This is a genomic window from Streptomyces sp. NPDC102467 (genome assembly GCF_044765445.1).
GTDB lineage: Bacteria > Actinomycetota > Actinomycetes > Streptomycetales > Streptomycetaceae > Streptomyces.
In genome coordinates, this window is the sequence record NZ_JBIWKA010000001.1 from 268,186 (window position 1) to 293,958 (window position 25,773).

28 protein-coding genes are annotated in these 25,773 nt (G+C 69.2%); 21 read left to right on the forward strand and 7 right to left on the reverse strand.

Features of this window, described 5'->3' with window-relative positions:
* The first annotated feature begins 1 nt into the window (after position 1).
* The 7 genes from ACIREE_RS01180 to ACIREE_RS01210 all read left to right on the forward strand — a co-directional run bounded on the left by ACIREE_RS01180 (position 2) and on the right by ACIREE_RS01210 (position 5,606).
* The gene (locus ACIREE_RS01180) at positions 2 to 1,369 is read left to right on the forward strand and encodes a CpaF family protein (RefSeq protein ID WP_404144648.1); all 1,368 of its coding nucleotides are present in this window, start codon (positions 2 to 4) and stop codon (positions 1,367 to 1,369) included.
* 31 nt (positions 1,370 to 1,400) lie between these two features.
* Positions 1,401 to 2,348: a type II secretion system F family protein gene (locus ACIREE_RS01185; RefSeq protein ID WP_404144650.1), complete on the forward strand. Its 948-nt coding sequence runs from the start codon at positions 1,401 to 1,403 to the stop codon at positions 2,346 to 2,348.
* Positions 2,349 to 2,351: 3 nt separating this feature from the next.
* Positions 2,352 to 3,254: a DUF5936 domain-containing protein gene (locus tag ACIREE_RS01190; protein ID WP_404144652.1), complete on the forward strand. Its 903-nt coding sequence runs from the start codon at positions 2,352 to 2,354 to the stop codon at positions 3,252 to 3,254.
* Positions 3,255 to 3,533: 279 nt separating this feature from the next.
* Positions 3,534 to 3,752, forward strand: coding sequence for a hypothetical protein (locus ACIREE_RS01195; protein ID WP_404144654.1), 219 nt, complete (start codon positions 3,534 to 3,536; stop codon positions 3,750 to 3,752).
* Complete coding sequence (locus tag ACIREE_RS01200; protein ID WP_404145305.1) at positions 3,749 to 4,357, forward strand: pilus assembly protein TadG-related protein; 609 nt, start codon at positions 3,749 to 3,751, stop codon at positions 4,355 to 4,357. Before ACIREE_RS01195 ends, ACIREE_RS01200 begins: the two co-directional genes overlap by 4 nt.
* A 32-nt stretch (positions 4,358 to 4,389) precedes the next feature.
* Positions 4,390 to 4,980: a hypothetical protein gene (locus ACIREE_RS01205; protein WP_404144655.1), complete on the forward strand. Its 591-nt coding sequence runs from the start codon at positions 4,390 to 4,392 to the stop codon at positions 4,978 to 4,980.
* Positions 4,981 to 4,982: 2 nt separating this feature from the next.
* Positions 4,983 to 5,606 carry an OmpA family protein gene (locus ACIREE_RS01210; RefSeq protein WP_404144657.1) on the forward strand — a complete coding sequence of 208 codons (624 nt, stop codon included), beginning with the start codon at positions 4,983 to 4,985 and terminating at the stop codon, positions 5,604 to 5,606.
* Positions 5,607 to 5,649: 43 nt separating this feature from the next.
* On the opposite strand, the gene ACIREE_RS01215 is transcribed toward ACIREE_RS01210, so the two are convergent.
* Complete coding sequence (locus tag ACIREE_RS01215; RefSeq protein WP_404144659.1) at positions 5,650 to 5,889, reverse strand: hypothetical protein; 240 nt, start codon at positions 5,887 to 5,889, stop codon at positions 5,650 to 5,652.
* Between the two features lie 54 nt (positions 5,890 to 5,943).
* Positions 5,944 to 6,351 (reverse strand): ATP-binding protein, encoded by a 408-nt coding sequence (locus ACIREE_RS01220; protein WP_404144661.1) that lies wholly within the window; start codon positions 6,349 to 6,351, stop codon positions 5,944 to 5,946.
* A gap of 236 nt (positions 6,352 to 6,587) precedes the next feature.
* Here ACIREE_RS01220 and ACIREE_RS01225 point away from each other — a divergent pair, with 236 nt between their 5' ends.
* From ACIREE_RS01225 to ACIREE_RS01240, 4 genes are all read left to right on the forward strand, one after another.
* Positions 6,588 to 7,439 carry a helix-turn-helix domain-containing protein gene (locus ACIREE_RS01225; RefSeq protein ID WP_404144662.1) on the forward strand — a complete coding sequence of 284 codons (852 nt, stop codon included), beginning with the start codon at positions 6,588 to 6,590 and terminating at the stop codon, positions 7,437 to 7,439.
* A 9-nt stretch (positions 7,440 to 7,448) separates the two neighbouring features.
* A complete protein-coding gene (locus ACIREE_RS01230; RefSeq protein WP_404144664.1) occupies positions 7,449 to 7,637 on the forward strand; it encodes a DUF397 domain-containing protein in 189 nt (62 codons plus the stop codon).
* A gap of 316 nt (positions 7,638 to 7,953) precedes the next feature.
* Positions 7,954 to 8,142, forward strand: a complete 189-nt coding sequence (locus ACIREE_RS01235; protein ID WP_404144666.1) for a DUF397 domain-containing protein — start codon at positions 7,954 to 7,956, stop codon at positions 8,140 to 8,142.
* Complete coding sequence (locus ACIREE_RS01240; RefSeq protein WP_404144668.1) at positions 8,139 to 8,378, forward strand: DUF397 domain-containing protein; 240 nt, start codon at positions 8,139 to 8,141, stop codon at positions 8,376 to 8,378. Before ACIREE_RS01235 ends, ACIREE_RS01240 begins: the two co-directional genes overlap by 4 nt.
* A 554-nt stretch (positions 8,379 to 8,932) precedes the next feature.
* Here ACIREE_RS01240 and ACIREE_RS01245 read toward each other — a convergent pair.
* On the reverse strand, positions 8,933 to 10,678 hold the full coding sequence (locus ACIREE_RS01245) for a serine/threonine-protein kinase (protein ID WP_404144670.1): 1,746 nt from the start codon (positions 10,676 to 10,678) through the stop codon (positions 8,933 to 8,935).
* A gap of 230 nt (positions 10,679 to 10,908) precedes the next feature.
* Between ACIREE_RS01245 and ACIREE_RS01250 the strand changes: the two genes are divergently transcribed.
* From ACIREE_RS01250 to ACIREE_RS01265, 4 genes are all read left to right on the forward strand, one after another.
* The gene (locus tag ACIREE_RS01250; protein WP_404144672.1) at positions 10,909 to 11,367 is read left to right on the forward strand and encodes a hypothetical protein; all 459 of its coding nucleotides are present in this window, start codon (positions 10,909 to 10,911) and stop codon (positions 11,365 to 11,367) included.
* Between the two features lie 183 nt (positions 11,368 to 11,550).
* Positions 11,551 to 13,149, forward strand: a complete 1,599-nt coding sequence (locus tag ACIREE_RS01255) for a peptidoglycan-binding protein (protein WP_404144674.1) — start codon at positions 11,551 to 11,553, stop codon at positions 13,147 to 13,149.
* 6 nt (positions 13,150 to 13,155) lie between these two features.
* Positions 13,156 to 13,719: a protease inhibitor I42 family protein gene (locus tag ACIREE_RS01260; protein WP_404144676.1), complete on the forward strand. Its 564-nt coding sequence runs from the start codon at positions 13,156 to 13,158 to the stop codon at positions 13,717 to 13,719.
* A 17-nt stretch (positions 13,720 to 13,736) separates the two neighbouring features.
* Entirely contained in the window at positions 13,737 to 14,159 is a 423-nt protein-coding gene (locus ACIREE_RS01265) for a hypothetical protein (RefSeq protein WP_404144678.1), read from the forward strand.
* Here ACIREE_RS01265 and ACIREE_RS01270 read toward each other — a convergent pair.
* Entirely contained in the window at positions 14,135 to 15,457 is a 1,323-nt protein-coding gene (locus tag ACIREE_RS01270; protein ID WP_404144680.1) for a cytochrome P450, read from the reverse strand. The genes ACIREE_RS01265 and ACIREE_RS01270 overlap by 25 nt on opposite strands.
* A 217-nt stretch (positions 15,458 to 15,674) precedes the next feature.
* Between ACIREE_RS01270 and ACIREE_RS01275 the strand changes: the two genes are divergently transcribed.
* A complete protein-coding gene (locus ACIREE_RS01275; protein ID WP_404144682.1) occupies positions 15,675 to 16,505 on the forward strand; it encodes a class I SAM-dependent methyltransferase in 831 nt (276 codons plus the stop codon).
* A 596-nt stretch (positions 16,506 to 17,101) separates the two neighbouring features.
* On the opposite strand, the gene mgrA is transcribed toward ACIREE_RS01275, so the two are convergent.
* Positions 17,102 to 18,139 (reverse strand): L-glyceraldehyde 3-phosphate reductase, encoded by a 1,038-nt coding sequence (gene mgrA / locus ACIREE_RS01280; protein ID WP_404144683.1) that lies wholly within the window; start codon positions 18,137 to 18,139, stop codon positions 17,102 to 17,104.
* Positions 18,140 to 18,272: 133 nt separating this feature from the next.
* Between mgrA and ACIREE_RS01285 the strand changes: the two genes are divergently transcribed.
* The 4 genes from ACIREE_RS01285 (at position 18,273) to ACIREE_RS01300 (ending at position 23,397) form a co-directional block, all read left to right on the forward strand.
* Entirely contained in the window at positions 18,273 to 19,046 is a 774-nt protein-coding gene (locus tag ACIREE_RS01285; RefSeq protein WP_404144684.1) for an isoprenyl transferase, read from the forward strand.
* 324 nt (positions 19,047 to 19,370) lie between these two features.
* Entirely contained in the window at positions 19,371 to 20,693 is a 1,323-nt protein-coding gene (locus ACIREE_RS01290; RefSeq protein WP_404144686.1) for a PhoH family protein, read from the forward strand.
* 400 nt (positions 20,694 to 21,093) lie between these two features.
* A complete protein-coding gene (locus ACIREE_RS01295) occupies positions 21,094 to 21,828 on the forward strand; it encodes a lytic transglycosylase domain-containing protein (protein ID WP_404144687.1) in 735 nt (244 codons plus the stop codon).
* Between the two features lie 144 nt (positions 21,829 to 21,972).
* Positions 21,973 to 23,397 carry an AI-2E family transporter gene (locus tag ACIREE_RS01300; protein ID WP_404144689.1) on the forward strand — a complete coding sequence of 475 codons (1,425 nt, stop codon included), beginning with the start codon at positions 21,973 to 21,975 and terminating at the stop codon, positions 23,395 to 23,397.
* Between the two features lie 93 nt (positions 23,398 to 23,490).
* Here ACIREE_RS01300 and ACIREE_RS01305 read toward each other — a convergent pair whose 3' ends face one another.
* Both ACIREE_RS01305 and ACIREE_RS01310 read right to left on the reverse strand, forming a co-directional pair.
* Positions 23,491 to 24,021 carry an alkyl hydroperoxide reductase gene (locus ACIREE_RS01305; RefSeq protein WP_404144690.1) on the reverse strand — a complete coding sequence of 177 codons (531 nt, stop codon included), beginning with the start codon at positions 24,019 to 24,021 and terminating at the stop codon, positions 23,491 to 23,493.
* A gap of 15 nt (positions 24,022 to 24,036) precedes the next feature.
* Positions 24,037 to 24,591 (reverse strand): peroxiredoxin, encoded by a 555-nt coding sequence (locus ACIREE_RS01310; RefSeq protein WP_404144692.1) that lies wholly within the window; start codon positions 24,589 to 24,591, stop codon positions 24,037 to 24,039.
* Between the two features lie 150 nt (positions 24,592 to 24,741).
* On the opposite strand from ACIREE_RS01310, the gene ACIREE_RS01315 reads away from it, so the two are divergent.
* Positions 24,742 to 25,692, forward strand: coding sequence for a hydrogen peroxide-inducible genes activator (locus ACIREE_RS01315; protein ID WP_404144693.1), 951 nt, complete (start codon positions 24,742 to 24,744; stop codon positions 25,690 to 25,692).
* The last annotated feature ends 81 nt before the right edge of the window (positions 25,693 to 25,773 follow it).

Below are 25,773 nucleotides of genomic sequence, written 5' to 3' on the forward strand. Positions count from 1 at the left end.
GATGAGCCTGCGATCCCGAGTCGTCGCCACCCGAGACACCGCCACCGGAACGCCCCCGGACCGCGACGAAGGCCTCATCGCCGTCTACCGCGCCAAGCTCCTCGAAGAGATCGACCTCGCGGAGATGTCGACGCTCCAGGCCGCGGACCGCCGCGTCCGCCTGGAGCGCGTCCTCGGCCACATCATCAGCCGCGAGGGCCCGGTCCTCTCCTCCACGGAGCGCACCCAGCTGATCCGCCGCGTCGTCGACGAGGCGCTCGGCCTGGGCATCCTCGAACCGCTCCTCGCGGACGCCTCCATCACGGAGATCATGGTGAACGGCCCGGACGCCATCTTCGTAGAACGGGCGGGCCGCGTAGAACAGCTCCCGCTCCGCTTCGCGTCCCCCGAACAACTGATGCAGACGATCGAGCGCATCGTCTCCACGGTGAACCGGCGCGTCGACGAGTCCAACCCCATGGTCGACGCCCGACTGCCCACCGGCGAACGCGTCAACGTGATCATCCCGCCCCTCGCCCTCACCGGCGCCACGCTCACCATCCGCCGCTTCCCGCGCGCGTACAGCCTCACCGAACTCCTCGAACTCGGCTCGCTCGACGAGCACATGCTGATGCTGCTCGCCGCCTGCGTCCGGGCCCGCTTCAACATCATCGTCAGCGGCGGCACGGGCTCCGGGAAGACCACCCTCCTCAACGCCCTCTCGGCGCTCATCCCGTCCCACGAGCGCATCATCACCATCGAGGACTCGGCGGAACTCCAGCTCCAGCAGGACCACGTGATCCGCCTGGAGTCGCGGCCCGCCAACGTCGAGGGCAAGGGCCAGGTCACCATCCGCGACCTCGTCCGCAACAGCCTGCGCATGCGCCCCGACCGCATCATCGTCGGCGAGGTCCGCGGCGGCGAGACGCTCGACATGCTGCAAGCGATGTCCACCGGCCACGACGGTTCCCTCGCCACCGTCCACGCGAACACGGCCGAGGACGCCCTGACCCGCCTCCAGACCCTCGGCTCCATGTCCGAGGTGGACGTCCCCTTCGAGGCGCTCCGCGACCAGATCAACTCGGCCGTCGACGTCCTGGTCCAGCTCACCCGGCACGCCGACGGCTCCCGCCGGATCAGCGAGATCGCGCTGCTCGTCTCGCACGGTCGCGAACAGTTCACCATCGCGACGGTGAGCCGCTTCGCCGCCCAGCCGTACGTGTCGGGAGCCACGGATCAGGAGCGTCGCCAAGTCCGCGGCTACTACGAACACCTGCCGCTGCCGCGCCGCGTCGCGGACCGCCTGTACGTGGCGGGGGAGGCGGTCCCGCCGGCGTTCGGGGTCGTCGAGTCCGTCGACCTACGCCATACGAGAGAGGCCACGGGATGACCCGGACCCACGCGCCCGGGGGAGCCAAGGCATGACGAACCCCGCCCTCATCGCCCTCGGCGCGACTGTCCTGACCTGCGCACTCGCCATAGCGGGCATCCATGTGTACGCCACCGGACGCGCCCAGCGCCAGGCACTCGTCGACCGCCTGGACGGCTACGGCGGCGGCCCGGCCGGTCCCGCCGGCGGCCGGGCGCGCCGCTTCACCACGATCGACAGGCGGCTGCGCCGCACCCGCCTGGGCCGCGCCGTTCACCTCCGGCTCTCCGCCACGGGCCTGGACCTGACGGCGGGCGAGTTCTCCGTCTACGTGGCCGCGGTCGTCGTCGCTCTGTGGTTGCTGGCGGCATCGACGCTGGCCCCGTTCTTCGGCCCGATCGCGGGAGCCGTGGCGATCTGGGCTGCGGTCATCTTCCTCAACTGGCAGCGCCAGAAGCGCATTGAGGCTTTCATCAATCAACTTCCCGATGTCGCACGCCTCCTGGCGAACGCGACAGCGGCAGGTCTCGCCCTCCGTACATCCCTCGCCATGGCGGCGGAGGAGCTGGAGGCTCCGGCGGGCGAGGAACTGAGCCGGGTGGCGGACCAGTTGGCGCTCGGCCGCTCGGTGGACGACGCGCTGGACGAACTGGCGTCCCGCCTCCCGTCCCGCGAGCTGATCGTCCTCGTCACGACCCTCGTCCTGGCGAACAAGGCGGGCGGCACGGTCGTCTCCTCCCTCCGGAACCTCACCCAGACCCTGGAGGACCGCAAGGAGACCCGGCGCGAGATCCGCACGATGCTCTCCGAGGTGAACGCGACGGCGTTCACGGTCCCGCTCCTGGGCCTCGGCTCCCTCCTCCTGATCAACTCCTCGAACGAGGGCGCGCTGGCGAAGGTGACCGGCTCCCCCCTCGGCCAGACCCTGATCCTGATCTCCCTCGGCCTGTACGCCATCGGGTTCTTCGTGATCCGCCGCCTGGGAAAGATCGAGGTCTGACCCATGTCACCCACCCTTCTCGGTGTGCTCATCGCCCTCCTGGCCGGTGCGGCGGTCTTCGGCGTCTTCATGGGCGTCCGCATGTACCGCGCCGAGGCCAAGATCCCCAGCGACCTCGCCCTCGCCCTGGAAGTCGGCGCCACCCGCGTCTCCACGGCGGGCTCGGCGGTGGACCGGCTCGGCATGCGCTTCGCGCCGCTGATCCTGCGCCTGATGGGCCCGCGCCGGGTGGACGCCAAACGCCGCAAGATCGACATGGCCGGGAACCCGGGAGGCCTGACGATCGACCGTTACGCGGCCCGCCGAGCCGTCTACGGCCTCTTCGGCATCGTCATGGCCCTGATCTTCCTCTCCAACGGCAGCCCGCTCCTCGGACTGCTGACCCTGGCCTTCGGCGCGCTGGCGGCCGACGCGCTGATCTGGCAGGCGGTCCGCGAACGCAAGGAGGTCATCGACCGCACCCTCCCCGACTTCCTCGACGTCCTCGCGGTCGTCGTCTCGGCGGGCCTGGGCTTCCGCCAGGCACTCGACCGCGTCGCGGAGAAGTACGAGGGCCCCTGGGCCGACGAACTCCGCATCACCCTGCGCCAGATGGACATGGGCGTCCCGCGCCGCCAGGCCTTCGACGAGCTGCGCCGGCGCAACGCGTCGGAGCAAGTCGCCCAGTTCGTCTCGGCGTTGCAGCAGGGCGAGGAACTCGGCTCGCCCATCGCGGACACACTGATCCAACTGGCCACCGACATGCGCCGAACGGACGCCCAGAACTCCCGCCGCCGCGCCGCCAAAACAATTCCAAAGGCAACGATGGTGACGCTGGTCTTCATGCTCCCCGCGACCATGATCTTGATCGCGACGGGCATGTTCCTCGGCTCGGGAACCAACTTCGGTTCCATATTGGGCCGTTGAACCTCTCCTGCAACGCCGCCGGACTGGCTACAGTGGTAGTGAGCAAAGGTTGGCGAATGCGAATGCCGACGCGAGTGCTGAGGCGAGTGCCGGATCCGGGCGGGCCGGCGAACTCGTACGAGGGGAGCTGACAAGCGATGACGCCCCGGGCAACACCCCGACAACTTATGGTCAAGCCCGGCCTCTTAATTGGCGAAACCAGGTGCGCAGGGTCGCGTTTCGCGTACGTTGCGTGTGGTGTTCTGGTTGCCTTGGAGGATGCGGCGGAAGGGGGTTCCCGTGATCAAGGACCGAGTGGTCGGGGCGTGGGCGGCGTGGACGAGTTCGCTGGGGGAGCGGCTTCGGGGGGCTCAGCGCGATTCCGGGGCCGGGTTCGTGGAGTATGCGGGGCTGATGATTCTGATCGCCGGGATCTTCACACTGATCGACCAGTTGGGGCTGGACGGCTTGATCTCCGGCGCGATCGGCGACGCGGTCGACCGGGTCATCGGCGGCTGACGGCGGCGTCACTCCGCAGTGATCGCGGATCGACCCTCCCCATCTATATCTGGCTGACCGGGGCCCTTCTTTTCGCCGCGTTCGCGTTCTTCGCGTTCGCCCAGGCTGCCTCGGCACGCAATGGTGCCCAATCGGCGGCCGACGCAGCTGCGTTGGCGGCCGCGCAGTCGGCCCGCGACGAGTTGATGGACGGTTTGGGCGCGGCTGTGGGCAAGGACGACGACTGGCTGAACTGGTTGAACGGGCAGGAGTTCGACGGCGTCGGCGCACAGGATGCAGCCACCCGACTGGCAGCCGAGAACGAAGCAGATGTCGTCGGTGGTCCCGACGGTACGACGGTCAACGGCCTCCCGGGTTACTGGGTTGAAGTGCAGACCCGTTACACGGTCGGCGACACGGTCATCCCTGGCACGGAGAACGACAAGGCGAAAGCACACGCGACGGCGGTGATCGAACCTCGCTGCGATCTGCCTATAGACGCAGACCCGACGAAACCCGTTCAGCTCAGCTGTGATGGCAGCCCGATCGAGATCGATCCCGGTGATTCCAACCCAGCCGACCTGCCCGACGCATCAACCTTGTTCTCCGTCCATCTGGCCGACTGACGAGTGAACGATGAGAGAGGGAAGCCGCCGCGATGAACTTTCGGCGCACAACGACGACCCGCCGGGCGCTGGCCGCGGCGGCGATCACGACAGGACTGGTCCTCAGCGCGGTCGGCTGCGGTGGGGACGGAGGCGGGGGCAGCGGAAAGCCGACGGGGCCCTCGGCATCCGCATCCCCTGACAAGGGAGATGGCGGGCAGCGGCCCGAGTCGGCGGACCCGAGCGACAAGATCCTCGCGGAGTCGAAGGACGGTGACGTCACCGTCTCCATCACTTCGGCGACGCGGGACGAGGGCGGGTTCGTCAGCGTCGCCGGGTCGGTCCGCAACGACGGGAGCAGCTCTTGGATGGGCGCGAACTGGCAGAGTGACGAGAATGAACTCGCGGTCAACGGAGGCTCGTTGTCCGGGGCCAGCCTCGTGGATCAGCAGGGCAAGAAGAAGTACCTGGTCCTGCGCGACACCACCGGGCGCTGCCTGTGCACGAAGTTCAGCCGCCTGAGGCCAGGTGCCAGCGAGAACTGGTACGCCCAGTTCCCCGCCCCACCCGAGGGCACGACCAAGCTCTCCTTCCAGGTCGGCGCGATGCCCCCGGCGCCGATCGAGATCACCGAGGGCGACTGACGATGCCCCGACGGAGTCTCACCGCAGCGGCGGCTCTCACCGCCGCGACCGCCATCATGCTGTCCCCGGGCCCGGCCCACGCCGACGACCCGACCCCCTCGAACCCGCCCGGCAGCACGACGAACTCGCCACCCCCACAGGTGGACGCGAACAGCCCCGGCCTCAAACTGGCCGACGGAGCGACGCTCGCCGCCGCCAAGGTCCTGGACATCAAGTCCGTCGTCGAGGACATGTCCGGCGACGAGCGCCGCACGGACACCAGCGAGGACATCACCTTCGCGCTCCAGGCGGAGGTCCTGTTCCCCAAGGACAGCGCGAAACTGAACCCGGACGCGAAGGTCCGCATCCAGGCCATCGCGGTCGAGATCACGTCCCAAAAGGCAGCCACAGTGCGGGTGTTCGGCTTCACGGACAACCTGGGCTCGTACGCGCACGGCCTGACGCTCTCCAAGAAGCGCGCGGAATCGGTCCACGACGCGCTCCAGTCGGCACTCGGCGGAGACGGCGGAAACCTCACCTTCCAGGTCCGCGGCTACAGCGAGGACTACCCGATCGCGGACAACAGCACGGAACAGGGCCGCAAGAAGAACCGCCGGGTGGAGGTGTCGTTCCCGAAGGGTGATTGAGGGGGCCACGCCCGGCTGGGGCCGGACGTGGCCACGGCGGCGCTCAGGCAGGGGAGTCGAGAAGAATCCCGTCCGCCTCCGTCACATGGACGGCGCGCTCGGCCCAAATGGTGAGTTGAGCGGCGTCGGTACAGGCGAGGACCCGCTCGCGGAGGCCCTCCGGCACGACAAGCCCACGCCACTCAAGAGTCCGCAGAGTCATCTCGGCCCGATCCTCGATACGCCCTTCCTCCCGCACCTTCTCGGCGACGGGGTGCCGGAAGAAGTAGTGCATCTGCGACATCAGTTCCCTCCACACCTTCCTGGCCTCGCTGTCCCGCGTGCGAAGAGCTCACCATCACGCGGCCCCGAGCTCGCACCACACGAACTTCCCGCTGTCCCCGCACGTCGCGTACGGATGCCAGCCCCACTCGTCGGCAAAGGCCCCGACGAGCGCGAGCCCCCGCCCCTGTTCGGCGTCGACGAGGTGCGGGGTCGGAGGCCGCGGCGGAGTCGGATCCGCGTCCCAGGCCCCCAGCCGCAGCAGCCCGTCGCCCCAACTGAGCCGCAGCGCGGCCGGCCCTTTGGTATGCCGTACGGCGTTGGAGACCAGCTCTGTCGCGAGCAGCTCGGCAGGCTCGGTGAGGGCCAGCAGCCCGTGCGTGTGAAGAACGAGTCGCAGCGTGCGCCGGGCGACGGTGACGGCCCGTGGGTCGTGCGGGATGTGGAGGACGTATTCCCAGGGGGCGGACGTGGTTTGGGGCATGGCTGAACTCCGTCGGTGAGTGGGGATGTTGCGGAACGCCGCGAGGTCTCGGCGGACGGTGGCTCTGTCGCCTCCGCCGTGGCAGGACGGGGCGGTGCGCTTCCGCCCCACGTGGTCGCGTAGCGTCATCACTGTGTCACTGAAGGTATTTCCTAAGCTTAGGAAAATGCAAGCTGTTCCCGTACTCTCTACTCGAACGAGTCGCAGCTGACGCGCAGTTGATCCAGGAGGAGCTCATGCCGCCGAAGAGGCACCTCACCGCGCGCCGCGTGCGCCTCGGCGCCGAACTCCGCAGACTGCGTGAGGCGACGGGTATGAAGGCTCGGGAGGCTGCTGCCCTGCTGGGAGCCGATGCGGTTCAGATCAGCCAGATCGAGTCGGGGGTCGCGGGCGTCAGCGGCGAGCGAGTACGCCGACTCGCGTCGCATTACGACTGCACCGACGACGGGCTGATCCAGGCGCTGGTCGCCATGGCGGCCGACCGCACGCGCGGCTGGTGGGAGGAGTACCGGGGCGTGCTCCCCGCGGTGTTCCTGGACGTCGCCGAATTGGAACACCATGCCACGTTCCTTCAGGAAGTGGTGATCACACACGTCCCGGGACTCCTGCAGACCGCCGACTACGCGCGCGCGGTGTACTCGTACGTGTCACCCGGTCTGCCGACGAGTGAGCTGGAGCCGAGGGTCGAGCACCGAATGAGGCGGCGTACCGCCATAGAGGGCGAGGGCCCGACACCGTACGAGACGACTGTCCATGAGTTCGCTCTGCGTATCCGGGTCGCCGATCGCAAGGTCGCCCGCACTCAACTCCAGGAGATCCTGGCCCAGATCGAACGCGGACACGCCACGGTGCGTGTCGTCCCCGTCGACCAGGATGGCTTCGCCGGTGCCGGCGCATCGATGATGTACGTCGGCGGGCCATTGGCTCAACTGGACACCGGGCTGCGTGATGCGCCCACCGGTACGGCATTCATCGATGCCGAGCCGCAGTTGAAGCGCCTACGCACGTTGCTCCGTAGGGTGGAGAAGGCGACGCTGGACCCGTCGGCGTCCCGCGACTTCATCCACCGACTGGCCAAGGAACTGTGAGGCACCAGCATGCGTGAGGCCCTGCACTGGCAGAAGTCCACCTTCTCCGACGGCGGCGACGGCAACACCTGCGTCGAGGTCGCGAACCCTGACGGATTCATCCACCTCCGCGAAAGCGACGACCCCACGAGAGAGATAGCCACTACCCCCGCAGCCCTCTCCCACCTCCTCCGCACTCTTAAGGCCCCGCGCACGTGACCTCAATCCCCGCCGACCTCACGTGAACCCGAGCCGTCCCCGAAGCCACGGAGGGCCCCGGCCCTGAATCGAGATCGGCTTCGGGGCAGGAGTCTTGGTGTATTTTCGTGAGATCTCGCCCCCGGCTACGGTCGTCACGCCCCCCAGGGAGTGGGACGCCTTCGGGCTCGGTGTGCAGGCAGGCACGTCCGACCACTTCGTGAGGAACCTTTAGAAGGTATCCCGACTCTGGGGCCCCAGTACGCGCTGAAGGTCGTGGAATCCCGCAACTTCATTCACCGCTTGGCGAAGAAGAAGGAACTGCGAGGGCTAGCCGATGCCTAAGGTCCCGCACTGGCAGAAATCGACGTTCTCTGGGGGCGGCGACGGCAACACCTGCGTCGAAGTGGCGACAGCCGCCGAATCCATCCACCTCCGCGAAAGCGATGACCCCACGACAGAGATGGCCATCACCCCCGCAGCCCTCTCCCACCTCCTCCGCGCCCTCAAGGGCCCCCTCCGGTGACGTCGGTCCCCACCGACCACACATGGACCCGAGCCGCCCCCGAAGCCATGGAGGGGCACGGTCCCTGGATCGAGATCGCTCCCGGCGCGGGAGGCTTGGTGTACATACGCGAGATCTCGGCCCCGGTCACGGTCGTCACGACCACCCGTAAGAAGTGGGACGCCTTTGTACTCGGCGTAAAAACAGGCGAGTTCAGCCAGTTCGTGACGGGCCTTGAGAAGGCATCCCGCCCCTGAGGCCCAGGAACTACGGTTCTGGTCTCTCGGCCTCGGCTGCCGGACGACAAGTCAGGGAACCTGCGGATGCCTCCAGTTGTCCCCAGCCGGGTTCGTTTCTGAGCTCCACCGGAACCTCACCCGCCTGCTTTCTAGCGATAGAACTTCTGCGGCATCTGCCCATCGCTCCAAAAGTCATCCAGCTTAACCAAAAGGGCGAAAAGGTTCTTCCGTAGTTCGTCGCGTTCGCCCACCGGTAGGTTCTCCAACGGATCGGAGAAACTGAGTCCATCGGTGTCCGGACCGGTCCACCCCTTGAAGCGCCTACAGGTGGCACACCAGGCGTAACTGATACGGCTCGGGCGCCTTGACGCCGAAGATCGGTAGATGTAGGCGCGCACAGTTCGTGCCCCGCAAGCTGGGCAGACGCGTTCGGAGGGGTCTTCAGCGAAACGAGGCCCTGAGGTCAGCGCAATGACTTGGTCTGCCGTGAATTCCTGCATGCTCTCGCTGATCCCCCGGCCACTCCGTGCTCAACATCGTCACATCTGCGCATTCTCGATCGCCGCCGATCTTCAGCTATCCGCCGTCCGCCACACCGTCAAAGCCCCGCTCAGAAAGCTGGTCCCGCTCTTCGGGAGCGCGGTCGACTTCGTTTCGACCACGAACAGGCCGATGTAGCCGTCGGGATGCTGGAAGCAGATCTCGCTGCCGGTCGTGATGATGGCGAGCGGCAGGCGCGTGTCGGCGCCCTTGCCGGCGAGGTAGGCGCGGCAGGTGTCGAGGGTGGCGCCCGGCTTGTCGTACACCGGGGCGATCACGCTGGTGGTGGTCTCCAGCGCGCAGCTGTTCTCCTTGGCGCAGGTGAGGCGGATGTCGCCCTTGCGGTCCTTGCGCTCGACGCCGTCCTTGATGCTCAGCGAGTTCTTCTCGTTCAGCATCTGCATGGGGTACGGGGTGGCCGTCGGGGACGCGGCGGTGGAGGGTGCCGCCGCTCGCTTGCCGTCGGCCCCCGTTGTCCCGCCCGATGACGAGTTCGACGACGATGACGTGGAGGACGTACCGGACGACGGGTCCGACGAACCGGCCCCCGCGCCGGCGGCCCGGGCCGCCGGCGACGACTTGTCCGGGGTGCCGAACGTGCCCGTCGCGTCCATCACCGTCCACGCCAGCACCGAGAGCACCAGCACCCCCGCCGTCACCGCCGCCCCGGTGATCATCTTCGCCCGTCGGCTGCGCGGTTTCGCCTGGGTGGGCCAAGACGGCGCCTGCCAGGGGGAGTTCGGGCCCACGGAGTTCGGCCGGTGGTGCACCAGGGTGGGGTTCGCCGGAGCCAAGCCCGAAGGCGGGGCCGAAGCCGGAGCCGGAGTCGGAGTCGGAGCCCCCGCCGGAGCCAAAGCCGGACCTGGAGGGGTCTCGACCGCTCGGACCGGCGAAGGAACCGTGATCTCCGGCCCGGTGACCTCCCGCCACACCGCACCGGCATCCGCGTCCCGCCCGAGCCGCTCCCGGCACCACTCGACGATCTCCGCCAGGGTGGCCCGGTCGGCGGGGTCCGGGGCCATGCAGCGTTCGATGAGCGGGCGGATCTCGGACGGGAGCGGGGACAGGTCGGGCGCGGAGTGGACGATCCGGTAGAGCACGCTGACCGCGGGGCCGTTCCCGTACAACGGCTCGCCCAGCGCCGCGAACGCCACCGTCTGGGCGAGCGAGAAGACGTCGGTCGCCGCCGAGACCGGGGCGGCGGACGCCTGTTCGGGGGCCATGAACTGCGGGGTGCCGATGGTGGCGCCCGTGGCGGTGTACGAGGTGCCGTCGAAGGCCATCGATATGCCGAAGTCGATGACGCGGGGGCCGTCGGCGGCGAGCAGGACGTTCGACGGCTTCAGGTCACGGTGCACGATGCCCGCCGCGTGGATCGCCTGCAGCGCCTCGGCCACCCCGGCCGTCAGCCACAGCAGGGCGGGCAGCGGCAGCGGTCCGCGCCGGGCCACGGCCTGGGCGAGCGAGGGCCCCGGCACGTAGAGCGTCGCCAGCCACGGTGGCACGCCGTCCGCGTCGCCGTCGATCAGCTCGGCGGTGTAGGCGCCGCGCACGCGCCGCGCCGACTCCATCTCGCGCCGGAAGCGCCGCCGGAAGTCGGCGTCGTCGGCCAGTTCGGGACGTACGACCTTGATCGCCACGGCGCGGCCGCCCCGGGTGTGCGACAGATAGACCCGCCCCATGCCGCCGGCCCCGAGCCGGGCGGCGAGCCGGTATCCGGCCACCGTCCGCGGATCGTCGGCAGCCAGCGGCTCGAACACCTCTGTGGCTCCGTTCATCTCCCTCTCCCCCCTGCCCCCGCGCCCACCGAAAGTTGACCGGTGGACCAGACGCAAGGGCAGCAGCCTAAGCGGGCCCGAAACGACCGCCAAGGCGGAGGGGGTGTCCGCCCCTGCGCAGGGCGTGACAGTAGTTGTCGGTGAGGTGTCTTTGGGCGATCATTACCTACGCGTCGCATGCGCAACCTGCCCTGCCCGGCAGGTGAGTTGATGAGCTTCGGGGGAGCGCCATGGGTACGAACGACGGGTATCACGTCAAGCACGCCGGCATGAAGAGCCAGTCCGAGGAACTGGACGGCGCGGGTGAACAGGCAGGCGGGATAGGGAAGTTGCTCAGCGACACGGCTTGCTACCCGCAGGAGGTGCTCGGCGGCTCGGACTCCGGCCCCGCCTTCAACGCGTACAGCACGGCCTGGATCGCGGAGGCCCGCACCCTGGAGGACGCGCTGCACGAACTCGCCGACAAGGTGCGCGCCTCCAAGGGCGCCTACGCGGGTTCCGACGGGCTCGTGCGCACCAGCGCGCAGCGCATCTCCGTCGGGGACGCCGTCAGCACCAACCCGGTGTACGGCACCGCCCCCATCGGCACGAATCCGGTCCACGCGAACCGGCCCGCCGTCCTCGGTACCGCCCCCATCGGCACCAACCCGGTACAGGCCGAACGCCCCTCGGCCCTGACCGACTACTGATCGGCGCCAGGGCAAGCTCCGATCCGCTGCCGATCCGCCGCTGATCCGCCTCCGAACCGCTGCCGATCCGCCGCTGATCCGCCTCCGAACCGCTGCCGATCCGCCGCTGATCCGCCTCCGAACCGCCGCCGATCCGCACGCGAGACGTCACTTCGCCGACCACCCCCGAGGGGCCGATCCACCGTGACCGAATCCACCACCGACCGCCGCAAGCGCCTCGCCGAGCTGCGCGGCTCCATATCCTCCGCCGACAGCAAGAACGACCTGATCGACGCGATCGACGACGCCCTCGGTGTCGCCGCGCCGGAGGGCGACCCCGCCACGATCGAGTCGCTCGGCAAGCGGTACCGCGGCCAGGCCGACGACGCCATGAAGGTCCACGACCGCTCCGACGCCGTGTCCCGCAAGGGGCTGCCCAGTGTCTGGGTCGGGGACACCTCGGTGCTCGCCGCCGACGCCGTGAGCGCCGCCACCCGCGCCGCCGAGCAGATGGCCGACGCGCTGCGCGGTGGCGGCAACGCCCTGATCACGCTCTCCGACGCCATCGAGGCCGCGCAGACCAAGGACAGTTCGGGCCGCGGCAAACTGCGCGACGCCCGCGGCCAGCTCGGCGGCAAGGACGGCTGGTTCGACGACTGGCACGAGGACGACGGGGAGGAGGCGGCGCGCAAGAAGGCCCGTTCGCTGGCCACCACCGGCGTCGACGAGCTGCACGACGCCGCTGTGACCGCCGACGACGCGGCCCGCGCCGCGGCCCGCGACCTGAACAAGTACGCCTCCGAGGCCCGCGCCGGGAAGATGAGCACCGACGACCTCTCCGCCGTGGACCGGCTCGCGCTCGCCGACGCCAGTAACGTGAGCGGCGACCCGGAGTGGAACGAGATCCTCAGCGCCAACGACCTGGAGCGCTCCGGGCGGGCCATGGAGAACCTCTCCCCGGCCGAACAGGAGCGCATGGAGCGGCTGTTGGCGGGCGCCTCCTCGCCGCAGGAGAAGGCGTACCTGATGAAGGCCCTCGCGTCGGGGCGCTCCGTGGACGAGGTCGAGACGTTCGGCGGGAAGATCCACGGCAAGGACCCGATGTGGCTGCAGGAGCACCTCGCGCCGGTCACCACCGCGGGCGACAGCATGAACGACGAGGGCGTCAACACCAACGGGTCCAACAAGAACACGGACAATCAGGACTTCGACGGGCAGGGCTGGACGCAGGGCGGTGACGGCATGGAGGGCTCGTGCGTCGCGTCGTCCACCGTCACCGCCCGCGCCATGGTCGACCCGGTCTACGCCCTCGAACTCACCGGCGGCCCCAGCGGGCAGGAGGACGACGCGGCGGCCTTCCGCGAGCGGCTCGTCGACGAGCAGCACCGGGTGCACGAGGAGGGCGACGGCGGTCACACCCACTTCTGGACGGACGTCCCCGACGGCATGGACAACGACGGCAAGACAGAGGTCGTGAACAAGGAGATCAGCCCGCACACCGGCAGCGGCTACGACTTCAAGGAGGTCAAGAGCGCCGACGACCGGCGCGACGTCCTCCCGGACATCGAGAAGTCGGTGGCCGATGGCAAGCCCGTCCCCATCGGCATCGAGGGCTATAACGACGGCGACCGCTCCGGACACGCGGTGATGATCGTCGGTCAGGAGGGCGACAAGCTGCAGATCTACAACCCGTGGGGCACGACCACCTGGATCAGCGAGGACGACTTCGTCAACGGAGGCATGGCCAAGGCCAGCGACAACGATCTGCCCGACGCCTACGGCGTCCACGTACCCCAGGACTGACCTCACATGAAGATCACCAAGCCCACTGCGCGCGCGACGACCCGCGCCGCCCTGCTCGGCCTCTCCCTCGCCGCCCTCACCACCCTCACCGCCTGCGGCGACTCCGGCGGCGGTACCGCGTTCGGCCCGAAGGACCGGGCCGTCAGTGTCAAGGCGGGGGAGGCGTTCTCCCTCACGGTCCCGGCCAACCCGTCCTTCAACCAGGCCTGGTACCTCACCGACCCCGCCCCGGACGCGAGCGTCCTGAAGTACCGCGGTGAGCGGCGCGACACCGACGGCAGCCCTCTCGACGGCGGCGCCGACGGCACCCAGTCCTTCGACTTCACGGCCCGTACGAAGGGGAAGGCGACGGTACGGCTGCTGTACTGCCCGATGAACACCTGCCACGGCCCCGCCGAAGGCACCCCGTACCCCACGCCCCCGACCACCTCCGGCGCGGAAAGCACGGAAAGCACGGAAAGCACGGAAAGCAGCCCATCACCTTCCGCGTCCCTCTCCCCGTACCCCACGGCCACCGGCACCCCGGACACCAAGGCCGCCTTCTACGTCTTCACCGTCACGGTCAGCTGACCGGAACCGAGGTCCCCATGTCTGCCGCAGCCAGCCCCGAACCCCGCACCGACGACCAGCTCCTGGCGGCGACCGACGTCGAGTCGCTGCTCAGGTACGGCCTGAACCCGGAGACCCGCGACGCCTTCCGCCCGGCCCTGTCCGGCGACGGCGCCATCGCCGCGGCCATCACCCTGGACCGGCTCGGCGTGCTGCCGCGCTCGGTCGCGTACCTCGCCAAGATCGTGCGCGCGGGCGGTGTCCGCTACGCGGCCGAGCTCGCCGAGCCACTGCCCGACCCGGCCGCGGCCGACGTGCTGCGCGGCTGGCTGGAGACGGCCGCGCAGGTCGCCGGGGCGGACGCGGAGGGCGAGACGCTCACCGCCCGCTGGCTGGACGCCGTCGCCGAGATCATCGGCCTGCGCCGCGAGACGGGTCAGCCGTCCCGGTCCTCCAGGTAGACGCGCAGGGAATCCACCCCGTACACGATCGACAGCTTCCGGAACTCCAGCTCGGCGGGCGCCACCGCCAGCTTCAACCCCGGGAAGCGGCCCACCAGTTGGGGGAAGGCCGCGCGCAGCTCCATCTTGCCGAGCTCCGCCCCGATGCAGCGGTGGATGCCGTAGCCGAACGCCAGGTGCGAGGAGGACGGCGGGCGGGCGGGCAGGAACGCGTCCATGTCGTCGTCGGCCCCGCCGAGGCGCGGATCCCGGTCCGCCGCGCTCAGCGAGACGATCACTATGTCGCCGCCGGATATCGGCACGCCGCCGATCTCGGTGTCCTCGCGGGCGAACCGCGGGAACGCCGTCTGCACGACCGTGAGATGGCGCAGGAGTTCGTCGACGAAGGGAGCCGCCACCGTCGCCGGGTCCTCGGCGTCGCGCAGCGCGTCGAAGTGCTCGCGGTCCTGGAGCATGATCAGCGTCCCGAGGGCGATCATGCTCGCGGTGGTCTCCAGGCCGCCCGTGAGGACACCGTCGGCAAGCCCCGTCAGTTCCTCGTCGGTGATGTTGTCACCGTGCTCGCGCACCAGCATGCCGAGCAGACCCTCACCCGGATTGTGCCGCTGCTCGGCGACGACCCCGCGCAGATAGTCCAGGGACTGCGAGACCGCGCCGAACGACGCGCCCGCCCCGCCCAGCACGTCGAAACGGGCGACCGAGAACTGCTGGAAGGCATCGCGCTCCTCGTAGGGAACACCGAGCAACTCGCAGATGACCAGGGCCGGAACCGGCATCGCGAAGTGCTCGACGAAGTCGACCGAGCCGTCGCCCGACTCCTGCGCCGCCTTCTCCAGGTGGGCCAGCTGCTCCTCGACGATCGAGTGGATGCGGGGCGTGAGGCGCGAGAGCCGGCGCATCGTGAACTCGGGGGTGAGCAACCGCCGCAGCCGCGTATGGTCCGGCGGGTCGCAGAAGCCGAGGCCGCCCGGGTTCTGGTCGGCCCCGGCGCCGCCGACGCCGACCAGGTGGCGGAAGTCGTTGCTGAACGCCTTGGCGTCGCCGAGGACCTCCTTCGCCTCGTCGTAGCCGGACACCAGCCAGACCGTCATGCCGGGGATCGGCAGTCTGCTGACCGGCTCGCGGTCACGCAGCTCCCCGATCTCGGGAACCGGGTCGAGGCCCTCGCGGCGCAGCGGCAGCAGGGCGGCGTCGGGCAGCTTCGCCAGCACGGACAGATCGAGGCCTGTCCCCCTCTTCCGCAGCCGGGAGAAGTAGAGGCGGGTCAGCCAGGTCGCTATCGCGGAACGTACGGACATGTGCTCGCATCTCTGCGGTGGGACGGACGGGCCTACGGGTACGTGGGGATCCGTGGTTCTGACGGTGGCGGGGGTTTGCCAAGGGTACGTGCGTTCACCGGGTTCTACGGAAGAGGGGCCGCCCCCCGAATCTTCCGGGGGCCAGCCCCACCGCGGCCCCGAGCGGCCCCCAGTAAATGGAGATGAACGCAAACGTGGCGCTTGGGACCATTGATGCATGAGCAAGGACGCACATACCCCGCACAGCCGTTCCGCCGATTCCGTCGGTTCCATCGGATCCCGGGACTCCTTCGACGAACTCGTCGACGAGGCCGTCGCCGCGCCCACCGACGGCTGGGACTTCTCCTGGTTCGAGGGGCGGGCCACCGAGCAGCGGCCGTCGTGGGGGTACGCCCGTGCCATGGGGGAGCGCATGGGCCGCCCGGAGGTGCGGGCCGCCCTCGACCTGGACACCGGCGGCGGCGAGGTGCTGAACATGGCGCCGGAGCTGCCGCCGTCGATGGCGGCGACCGAGGGCTGGCCGCCGAACGTCGCGCGGGCCACCCGGCTGCTGGCCCCGCGCGGCGTGGTCGTGGTCGCCTCCCCGGCGGACGCCCCGCTGCCCTTCGCGGACGAGGCCTTCGACCTGGTCACCGCCCGCCACCCGGTGAAGGCCCCCTTCGCGGAGATCGCCCGCGTGCTGCGCCCCGGCGGCAGCTACTTCGCCCAACACGTGGGCCCCAGCAGCGTGTTCGAGGTCGTCGAGTACTTCCTGGGCCCGCAGCCCGATGAGGGCCGCCGTGCCCGGGACCCGTACCGCGAGAAGGCCGAGGCGGAGGCGGCCGGACTCGAGGTCGTCGACCTGCGCGCGGAGCGCCTGCGCATCGAGTTCTACGACATCGGCGCCGTCGTCCACTTCCTGCGCAAGGTCGTCTGGATGGTCCCGGGCTTCACGGTCGAGGCCTACCGGCCGCGTCTCCTCGCCCTGCACGAGCGGATCGGGAAGGAGGGCCCGTTCGTCGCCCACAGCACCCGTCATCTGATCGAGGCCCGCAAGCCGTCCGCGTAGCTCAACCACCGTGCGAGGAGGCCGAGTCGACGGGGTACGACGAAGGCGCGCGGCCGGCCGTCCGGGACGACCGACTCCGCATCGTTATCGAGACGCACTCGATCTTCACGTAAACCTCACGTAAGTTCAGACCAACGGCATTCGCGTCAGCAAAGCTACGCGGCGGTACCGCGCGGCGGAGGGGGCTGCGCGGTGCCGTTGCCCTCGCCCGCGGTGCGCACCCCCCCGCTCCCCGGTGGGGATGCGACCCAAATGCGCCATATCCGTGGCGGGTACCCGGCCAGGCCGCGCCCGCGTCAACCACGCGCGCGACACGGGGGAGGGATGCCGAACCCCCGGTGGCGTCCCCGTGAAGACGGTGCGCAAGAAGCCTGTGGGCCCGCTGTACAGCGGCCTGAAACCCACCTCCAGCCGTCGTCGGCCGACTCCGGAGAGTAGTTGTGGCGCGCCGATGCACACGTTGGCACTTACGAAGGGTTATGGTGGAAACCCCCCCTCGGGCCGGTCCGTCTCCCCCCCCCACGGACCGGCCCGTTTTTCTGTCCTGGCCCGGGACGCCACAAGCCCCGCTCAGGGGCCGTGGCCGCCCTGGTGAGTCAGCTCCGGTCGGCCCAGATGTTCGTGCCGGGGGTGGAGACGGCGAACGAGTCGATTTCGGTCAGCTCCTCCTCCGTCAGCTTCGCGCCCGCGAGCGCCGCCACGTTCTCCTCCAGCTGCTTCACGCTGGAGGCGCCGATCAGCGCCGACGTCATCCGCTCGTCCCGCAGCACCCAGTTCAGCGCGAGCTGCGCGAGGGACTGGCCCCGGCGCCCGGCGATGTCGTTCAGCCCGTTCAGCCGGCGCAGGACCTCGTCGCTCAGCAGATCCGGGTCGAGCGACTTGCCCTGCGTGGCGCGCGAACCCTCCGGGATGCCCTTCAGGTACTTGCCCGTGAGCAGGCCCTGCGCGAGCGGCACGAAGGAGATGCAGCCCATGCCGGCCGTCTCCAGGGTGTCGAGCAGCTTGTCGTCCTCGGTCCAGCGGTTGATCATCGAGTAGGACGGCTGGTGGATGAGGGCCGGCACGCCCATCTCCTTCAGCAGCCGTGCCGCCTCCGCCGTCTGCTCGCTGTTGTAGGAGGAGACGCCGACATACAGCGCCTTGCCCTGCTGCACCGCCGATGCGAGCGCTCCCATCGTCTCCTCGAGCGGAGTCTCCGGGTCGAAACGGTGCGAGTAGAAGATGTCGACGTAGTCGAGGCCCATCCGGTTCAGGGACGCGTCGAGCGACGACAGCAGGTACTTGCGGCTGCCCCACTCGCCGTACGGGCCGGGGTGCATGAGGTAGCCGGCCTTGGTCGAGATGACCAACTCGTCCCGGTACGGGGCGAAGTCCTGCGCGAACATCTTGCCGAAGTTCGACTCGGCCGAGCCGGCCGGCGGCCCGTAGTTGTTCGCCAGGTCGAAGTGCGTGACGCCCAGGTCGAAGGCGCGGCGCAGGATCGCGCGCTGGGAGTCGAGGGTGCGGTCGTCCCCGAAGTTGTGCCACAGGCCCAGCGAGATCGCGGGCAGCTTCAGGCCGCTGCGGCCCGTGCGCCGGTATTCCATCGATTCGTACCGGTCGCCGGAAGCGACATAAGGAGAGGTGTCGTTCATGGAGACGAAACTACGTCAGTCCTGTGAACTCCCACAGCGGGGACCACAGGGGGCACACGCGAGAAGGGGTGCTGTCACAGGGGTAGGCTTTCGCGCTCGGGGACTGCCGTCTGCACGGAGGGGCTGAACGACCGTGAACCTGCGCGACAGGCTGCGTGGCCTGCTGGTGAGGCTGTACGCACGCCGGGTGGAAGGTCACCTGGACCACGCCCGGGCGCCCAAGCACATCGGGGTCATCATGGATGGCAACCGACGCTGGGCGAAGGCCGCCGGATCCACCCCCGCCGAAGGCCATCAGGCGGGCGCGGAGAAGGTCGAGGAGTTCCTCGGCTGGTGCAGCGAGACGGAGGTCGAGGTCGTCACGTTGTGGCTGCTGTCGACGGACAACTTCGACCGGCCCCAGGAAGAGCTGGTCCCGCTGCTCTCCATCATCGAGAACGTCGTCCGCACGCTCGCCACCGACGGCCGCTGGCGCGTGCACCACGTCGGCGCCACCGACATCCTGCCCTCCGGCATGCAGACGGTCCTCAAGGAGGCCGAGGAGGCCACCGCCGACCGCGACGGAATACTGGTCAACGTCGCGATCGGCTACGGCGGCCGCCAGGAGATCGCCGACGCCGTCCGCTCGATGCTCCTCGACGCCGCCGACAAGGGGAGCACCCTGGAGCAGGTCGCCGACGACGTCACCATCGACCTGATCGGCAGGCACCTCTACACCAGCGCCCAGCCCGACCCGGAACTCGTCATCCGCACCAGCGGTGAGCAGCGCCTCTCCGGCTTCATGCTGTGGCAGACGGCGCATTCCGAGTACTACTTCTGTGACGTCTTCTGGCCTGCGTTCCGCAAGGTCGACTTCCTGCGCGCGATGCGTGACTACGCCGCCAGGCACCGCCGTTTCGGCGGCTGACCCCGCGTCACAGCTCCCGCACAGCGGGGCTGGGTTCTAAAGGGGTCATCAGGAGTTAACGTACGCGCCGCCCTATGCCCTGGCATGGCTGCGCGTGTTCGAGGGAATAAGCCTTGCAGGTCGGTGTCCGAACCACGGACGCCGGTTCTCAGCGGACGGCACGGGGCCGTCCGCCCGGGAGGCCCCTTGCACCAGGACGACCGTACGCAACCAAGTACGGATGACGACTTGGAGGGCCGGCTCTCGGCCCGCGCCTTGGGGCCGATGACCGGTCCTGTTTCCCTCCGTCGCTCCCCGACCTCTTCCGAGGGGGTACGTCCTTCCGTGGTGAACAGCAACAAGCGCCACAAGCCCGACCGGCGCACCTATGTTCTCGACACCAGCGTCCTGCTGGCCGATCCGAACTCGATGACCCGATTCGACGAGCACGAAGTAGTGCTTCCCGTCGTCGTGGTCACGGAGTTGGAGGCCAAACGGCATCATCCGGAGCTGGGGTACTTCGCCCGGCAGGCCCTGCGCCTGCTCGACGACTACCGCATCCGCTTCGGGCGTCTGGACGCCCCGATCCCCACCGGGGATCTGGGCGGCACGCTCCGCGTCGAGCTCAACCACTCCGACCCCAGCGTCCTGCCCTCGGGCTACCGCCTCGGGGACAACGACTCCCGCATCCTCGCGGTCGCCCGCAATCTGCAGGCCGAGGGGTTCGACGTCACGGTCGTTTCGAAGGATCTGCCGCTCAGGATCAAGGCGTCCTCGGTCGGCCTCCTCGCGGAGGAGTACCGCGCCGAGCTCGCCATCACCAAATCCGGCTGGACCGGAATGTCCGAACTGACCCTGCCCGCTGAGCAGGTCGACCTGCTCTTCGAGGAGGACAGCCTCTACGTTCCCGAGGCCGCGGACATTCCCGTGCACACGGGTCTGACGATCCACTCCGAGCGCGGCAAGGCGCTCGGCCGCGTCACGCCCGGGGGCAACGTCCGTCTGGTGCGCGGCGACCGGGAGGCGTTCGGGCTCAAGGGGCGCAGCGCGGAGCAGCGGATCGCGCTCGATCTGCTCCTCGACCCGGACATCGGCATCGTCTCGATGGGCGGCCGGGCCGGCACCGGAAAGTCGGCGCTCGCCCTGTGCGCGGGCCTGGAGGCCGTGTTGGAGCGGCGCCAGCACAAGAAGGTGATGGTCTTCCGGCCGCTGTACGCGGTCGGCGGGCAGGAGCTCGGCTATCTGCCGGGTTCCGAGGCCGAGAAGATGGGGCCGTGGGCGCAGGCCGTCTTCGACACCCTCTCGGCGGTCACCTCGCGCGAGGTCATCGAGGAGGTCACGTCGCGCGGGATGCTGGAGGTGCTGCCGCTCACGCACATCCGCGGGCGGTCGCTGCACGACGCGTTCGTGATCGTGGACGAGGCCCAATCCCTGGAGCGGAACGTCCTGTTGACCGTTCTGTCCAGAATCGGGGCGAACTCGCGTGTCGTCCTCACGCACGATGTCGCCCAGCGCGACAACCTCCGGGTCGGCCGCTACGACGGTGTCGTCGCGGTCGTCGAGAAGCTGAAGGGGCATCCGCTGTTCGCGCACGTCACGCTCACGCGGTCGGAGCGGTCGCAGATCGCGGCCCTGGTGACCGAAATGCTGGAGGACGGTCAGATCTGAGATAGCAGGCCCTATTTGGCCCGACTTGGCGCCGTCCGGAGAAGCCAGAGAGCTTATCCGGGCGGCGTCTTGGCGCGTGTGCATTTCCGTAAAACCCCTGGGGCAAACGGGGTGTGACCTTTCACACTCGGCACAGAATTGCCTAGCGACCTCCGCATACGGCAGAGTCTCGGTTCCGTCAGGCCCCGCATACGACACTTCTGTACCCCCAGCGGTACTGCACCACCGCGGCACCCGCCGCACCTTGAACTCCATATCGGTCGTCGTATGCCGCCCGTGCACCACGCGGCGCTCCCCCACCGGGAGTTGCCCACCGGGCCCGTGCCTCCCGTGACCCGTCAGTTGGGAGGCCAGTGTCGAGGGCACGATTGCGTCCGCGAGGGTCACACTCCAGCGGGCGATGCTGGAAGGAAACCGTGTGAGCCGGATTTCGGTCCGGGGATTCGCAGTGGCCTCGGCCACCGCGGTCACCACAGTCGGCGCCGTCGTGGGTGTTGCCTCGGGCAGCACCGCTCAGCCCTCGAACGAGGCAACTGAGGCCACGGCCGGCGACGCGACCCTCCTCGCCGACATACCCGCGGGTCAGCAGGCGCAGGTGCAGACCGCGTCCCTGACTCAGCAGGCACAGACGCAGGCCATCGCGGCCGACAACGCTGCACAGAAGACGGCGGAGGAATCGGCCCGCAAGCAGGCCGCCGAGGACGCCGTCGCCAAGCAGAAGGACGCGCAGGCCGCGAAGGACAAGGCCGAGAAGGAGGCGAAGGAGCGCGCGGAGGCCAAGAAGGCGGCCGCCAGCCGTTCCGCGACGCGCGACGCCTCCAGCTTCTCGACCCAGTCGTCGTACTCCGTCGGCCAGATCCAGGCGATGGCGCGCCAGATGGTGCCGTCCGGTCAGTTCCAGTGCTTCAGCAACATCGTGAACCACGAGTCCAGCTGGAACTACCGGGCCAGTAACGCCTCTTCCGGCGCCTACGGTCTCTTCCAGGCTCTGCCCGCCTCCAAGTACTCCTCCGCGGGTGCCGACTGGCAGACCAACCCGGCCACCCAGATCAAGTGGGGCCTCAACTACATGGACTCGCGCTACGGCAGCCCGTGCGAGGCCTGGTCGTTCTGGCAGGCCAACAGCTGGTACTAGAGCAGAGCAGCACCGCTCAACCTCGCGGAGCCCCTCACCGTCCTACGGTGAGGGGCTCCGGCCGTATGCCGACATCCCGATGTACGGTCAGGTTCACAGGCTCTGGGGGGAGTGGTGAGAGCGCACGGGGGAAAAGGACTGATCATGTCGCGTGTCCCAGGCTGGCTCGGCAGAGTCGGAGCCGGAATCAGCAAGGTGGGCGAGCGCTTGGACGAGCGCAGAGCCGAGGCCGAGCGGAACGCGGACAGGGATCTGTCCGACGTGTCCGCCCCAACTACCCCTTCCACCCCGCCGCGTCCGACGGCCGGGGCGGTGTCCGGTGACGCGGACACCGGCGAGCCGCCGCACGATCAGGTGCCCCCGCCGCCCGCGTACGCGCCGGCGGTGTCGGCCAGGCCCGAACCGGCCGCGGCCGTGCCGTGGGGGCTGCGGGTCGCCGCGGAGGCGTCCTGGCGCCTCCTCGTCCTCGCGGGCATGGTCTGGATCCTGATGAAGGTCATCAGCTCGGTGCAGCTGGTGGTGTTCGCGTTCGTCGCGGCGCTGCTCATCACCGCGCTGCTGCAGCCGACGGTGGCCAGGCTGCGCCGCCACGGCGTACCCAGAGGTCTCGCCACGGCCCTCACCGCCATCCTCGGCTTCGTCGTCATGGGGCTCGTCGGCTGGTTCGTGGTCTGGCAGGTCCAGGAGAACATCGACGCGCTCTCCGACCAGATCCAGGACGGCATCGACGATCTGCGCAAGTGGCTGCTGAACAGCCCGTTCCACGTGACGGATCACCAGATCAACGACATCGCCAAGTCGCTGCGCGACGCGATCGGCGCGAACACCGAGTCGATCACGTCGGCGGGCCTCGAGGGTGTCACCGTCGTCGTCGAGGCGTTGACCGGGATCCTGCTGGCGATGTTCTCGACACTGTTCCTGCTCTACGACGGCAAGCGCATCTGGGAGTGGACGCTCAAGCTCGTCCCGGCGCAGGCCCGTCCGGGCATCGCGGGAGCGGGCCCGAGGGCGTGGCGCACGCTCACCGCGTACGTCCGCGGGACGGTGATAGTGGCTCTGATCGACGCCATCTTCATCGGCCTCGGCATCTTCTTCCTCGGTGTGCCGATGGCGGTGCCGCTCGCCGTCTTCATCTTCCTGTTCGCGTTCATCCCGCTGGTGGGCGCCGTCGTCTCGGGCGCGCTCGCCGTGGTCGTGGCGCTGGTCACCCAGGGCGTCTTCACGGCCCTGATGGTGCTCGTGGTCGTCCTGGCCGTGCAGCAGATCGAGGGCCACATCCTGCAGCCGTTCATCCTCGGCCGCGCGGTGCGGGTGCATCCTCTGGCCGTGGTGCTGTCCGTCGCCGCGGGTGGGATGGTCTCCGGGATCGGCGGCGCGGTGGTGGCGGTCCCGCTCGTCGCCGTGGCGAACACGGTCGTCGTGTATCTACGGAGTTGGTCGCGAGAGACAGCGATCAAACAGACCCCAGCGCCCCACGGGGCGACAGCCCTGGCCCTGGCCCCGGTGGACCCACCTTCACAACCTCCAAGCCCCTCCGGGGGAGACAAATCAAGCCCCTCCGGCGATTGAGGAGCGGGGTCCGGGGCGGAGCCCCCGTGACGTGACACGAGTGCGGGGGGCCGGATCAGATCCGGCCCCCCGCACTCGTACTCCTGGGACGCGCTACGCGAGAACCGCTTCCGCGTCGAGCGTGACACCGACCGCCTGAATCACAGAGGCGATCTTGAAGGCCTCCTGAACGACCTCACGCGACACATCCGCCTTGCGGAGCACCTGCTCGTGCGAGTCGAGACACATCCCGCAGCCGTTGATCGCGGAGACCGCGAAGGACCACAGCTCGAAGTCGACCTTGTCGACGCCCGGGTTGCCGATGACGTTCATCCGCAGGCCGGCGCGCATCGTCCCGTACTCGGAGTCCGAGAGCAGGTGACGCGTGCGGTAGAAGACGTTGTTCATCGACATGATGGCGGCGGCCGACTTGGCGGCCGTGTACGCCTCGGGCGACAGGTTGGCCTTGGCCTCGGGCTCCAGCTCGCGCAGCACGTGCGGGGAGCGGGAGGCGATGGCGCAGGCCAGGACCGTGCCCCACAGCTGCTGCGGGGGCAGGTCCGAGTTGCCGATGACCGAGCCGAGGTTCAGCTTCAGGTCCTTGGCGTAGTCCGGTACGGCGGACTTCAGTTCGTCGAGTGCCATGTCAGAACCTTCCGTTCACTCGCCCGAGAGGAGCGCGACCGGGTCCAGGGTCTCGTCGCCCTGGGTCCAGTTGCACGGGCACAGCTCGTCCGTCTGCAGCGCGTCGAGGACCCGGAGGACCTCCTTGGGGTTACGGCCGACGGAACCGGCGGTCACCATCGTGAACTGGATCTCGTTGTTCTGGTCGACGATGAAGACGGCGCGCTGCGCGAAGCCGTCCTCGCCCTCGATGCCGAGGTCACGCATGAGCTCGTGCTTCGAGTCGGCCAGCATCGGGAAGGGCAGGTCCGTCAGGTCCGGGTGGTCCTTGCGCCAGGCGTGGTGCACGAACTCGGAGTCACCGGAGAAGCCGAGGACCTGGGCGTCACGGTCGGCGAACTCCTCGTTCAGCTTGCCGAAAGCGGCGATCTCGGTCGGGCACACGAAGGTGAAGTCCTTGGGCCACGCGAAGACGATCTTCCACTTGCCCTCGTAGGTCTTGTGGTTGATCTGCTCGAACTCCGAGCCCTTCTCCAGGGAGACACAGGCAGTCAGGTCGAACTCGGGGAACTTGTCACCGACAGTGAGCACACGCTCTCCTTGCAGCGAGAAACGCCCCTTTTGAGGACGTTTCCATGGGTTGGACTGCTGGTGATCGTGGCACAGAGTGCATTGATTACGGAAATAGCTAGACTCGGTCATGTTGATCGGAGGTGGCTATCAGTGGCCGTAAAGAACGGAATGACCCCAGGTACGCGGAAGAGGCAGCCCAGCCTGGCGCAACTACGGGCGTTCGCCGCGGTCGCGGAGCATCTGCATTTCCGGGACGCGGCCGCCGCGATCGGGATGAGCCAGCCCGCTCTGTCGGGTGCGGTGTCCGCCCTGGAGGAGACGCTCGGGGTGACCCTTCTCGAGCGTACGACGCGAAAAGTACTGCTCTCACCGGCCGGGGCGCGGATCGCGGCGCGGGCCAGGGCCGTGCTCGACGAGGTCGGCGCGCTCATGGAGGAGGCCGAGGCGGTGCGCGCCCCGTTCACCGGCGCGCTACGGCTCGGGGTGATCCCGACCGTCGCGCCCTACCTGCTGCCCACCGTGCTGCGCCTGGTGCACGACGCGTATCCGGACCTGGACCTCCAGGTGCACGAGGAACAGACCTCGTCACTGGTCGAGGGGCTGGCGGCCGGGCGGCTCGACCTGCTGCTGCTCGCCGTGCCGCTCGGGGTGCAGGGCGTCACCGAACTCCCGCTCTTCGACGAGGACTTCGTGCTCGTCACGCCGCTCGACCACTGGCTCGGCGGCCGCGAGGGCATCCCGCGCGAGGCGCTGCGCGAGCTGAATCTGCTGCTGCTCGACGAGGGCCACTGTCTGCGGGACCAGGCGCTGGACATCTGCCGGGAGGCGGGCCGGGGTGACGCGCCGGTCACCACGACCGCCGCCGGTCTGTCCACCCTGGTCCAACTCGTGGCCGGCGGCCTCGGGGTGACCCTGCTGCCGCGGACGGCCGTCGCGGTCGAGACCAGCCGCAGCAGCCAGCTGCTCACCGGGTACTTCGCGGACCCGGCGCCCACGCGCAGGGTCGCTCTCGCGATGCGCACGGGCGCCGCACGGGCGGCGGAGTACGAGGAACTGGCCGGGGCGCTGCGGGTCGCGCTGCGGGGCATGCCGGTCAAAATCAGCCCCTCCGGCGTTTGAGGAGCGGGGTCCGGGGCGGAGCCCCGTGACCTTCGCCCCGACGCCGGTCGAGGGAAGGTCCGGGGCAGCCGCCCGTGACCT

Excerpts from the sequence above, each read along its gene's own strand:
- ACIREE_RS01180 (WP_404144648.1), top strand. The coding sequence starts at position 2 with ATGAGCCTGCGATCCCGAGTCGTCGCCACCCGAGACACCGCCACCGGA.
- ACIREE_RS01185 (WP_404144650.1), top strand. The coding sequence starts at position 1,401 with ATGACGAACCCCGCCCTCATCGCCCTCGGCGCGACTGTCCTGACCTGC.
- ACIREE_RS01190 (WP_404144652.1), top strand. The coding sequence starts at position 2,352 with ATGTCACCCACCCTTCTCGGTGTGCTCATCGCCCTCCTGGCCGGTGCG.
- ACIREE_RS01205 (WP_404144655.1), top strand. The coding sequence starts at position 4,390 with ATGAACTTTCGGCGCACAACGACGACCCGCCGGGCGCTGGCCGCGGCG.
- ACIREE_RS01210 (WP_404144657.1), top strand. The coding sequence starts at position 4,983 with ATGCCCCGACGGAGTCTCACCGCAGCGGCGGCTCTCACCGCCGCGACC.
- ACIREE_RS01215 (WP_404144659.1), bottom strand. The coding sequence starts at position 5,889 with ATGTCGCAGATGCACTACTTCTTCCGGCACCCCGTCGCCGAGAAGGTG.
- ACIREE_RS01220 (WP_404144661.1), bottom strand. The coding sequence starts at position 6,351 with ATGCCCCAAACCACGTCCGCCCCCTGGGAATACGTCCTCCACATCCCG.
- ACIREE_RS01225 (WP_404144662.1), top strand. The coding sequence starts at position 6,588 with ATGCCGCCGAAGAGGCACCTCACCGCGCGCCGCGTGCGCCTCGGCGCC.
- ACIREE_RS01230 (WP_404144664.1), top strand. The coding sequence starts at position 7,449 with ATGCGTGAGGCCCTGCACTGGCAGAAGTCCACCTTCTCCGACGGCGGC.
- ACIREE_RS01235 (WP_404144666.1), top strand. The coding sequence starts at position 7,954 with ATGCCTAAGGTCCCGCACTGGCAGAAATCGACGTTCTCTGGGGGCGGC.
- ACIREE_RS01245 (WP_404144670.1), bottom strand. The coding sequence starts at position 10,678 with ATGAACGGAGCCACAGAGGTGTTCGAGCCGCTGGCTGCCGACGATCCG.
- ACIREE_RS01250 (WP_404144672.1), top strand. The coding sequence starts at position 10,909 with ATGGGTACGAACGACGGGTATCACGTCAAGCACGCCGGCATGAAGAGC.
- ACIREE_RS01260 (WP_404144676.1), top strand. The coding sequence starts at position 13,156 with ATGAAGATCACCAAGCCCACTGCGCGCGCGACGACCCGCGCCGCCCTG.
- ACIREE_RS01265 (WP_404144678.1), top strand. The coding sequence starts at position 13,737 with ATGTCTGCCGCAGCCAGCCCCGAACCCCGCACCGACGACCAGCTCCTG.
- ACIREE_RS01270 (WP_404144680.1), bottom strand. The coding sequence starts at position 15,457 with ATGTCCGTACGTTCCGCGATAGCGACCTGGCTGACCCGCCTCTACTTC.
- ACIREE_RS01275 (WP_404144682.1), top strand. The coding sequence starts at position 15,675 with ATGAGCAAGGACGCACATACCCCGCACAGCCGTTCCGCCGATTCCGTC.
- mgrA (WP_404144683.1), bottom strand. The coding sequence starts at position 18,139 with ATGAACGACACCTCTCCTTATGTCGCTTCCGGCGACCGGTACGAATCG.
- ACIREE_RS01295 (WP_404144687.1), top strand. The coding sequence starts at position 21,094 with ATGCTGGAAGGAAACCGTGTGAGCCGGATTTCGGTCCGGGGATTCGCA.
- ACIREE_RS01300 (WP_404144689.1), top strand. The coding sequence starts at position 21,973 with ATGTCGCGTGTCCCAGGCTGGCTCGGCAGAGTCGGAGCCGGAATCAGC.
- ACIREE_RS01305 (WP_404144690.1), bottom strand. The coding sequence starts at position 24,021 with ATGGCACTCGACGAACTGAAGTCCGCCGTACCGGACTACGCCAAGGAC.
- ACIREE_RS01315 (WP_404144693.1), top strand. The coding sequence starts at position 24,742 with ATGACCCCAGGTACGCGGAAGAGGCAGCCCAGCCTGGCGCAACTACGG.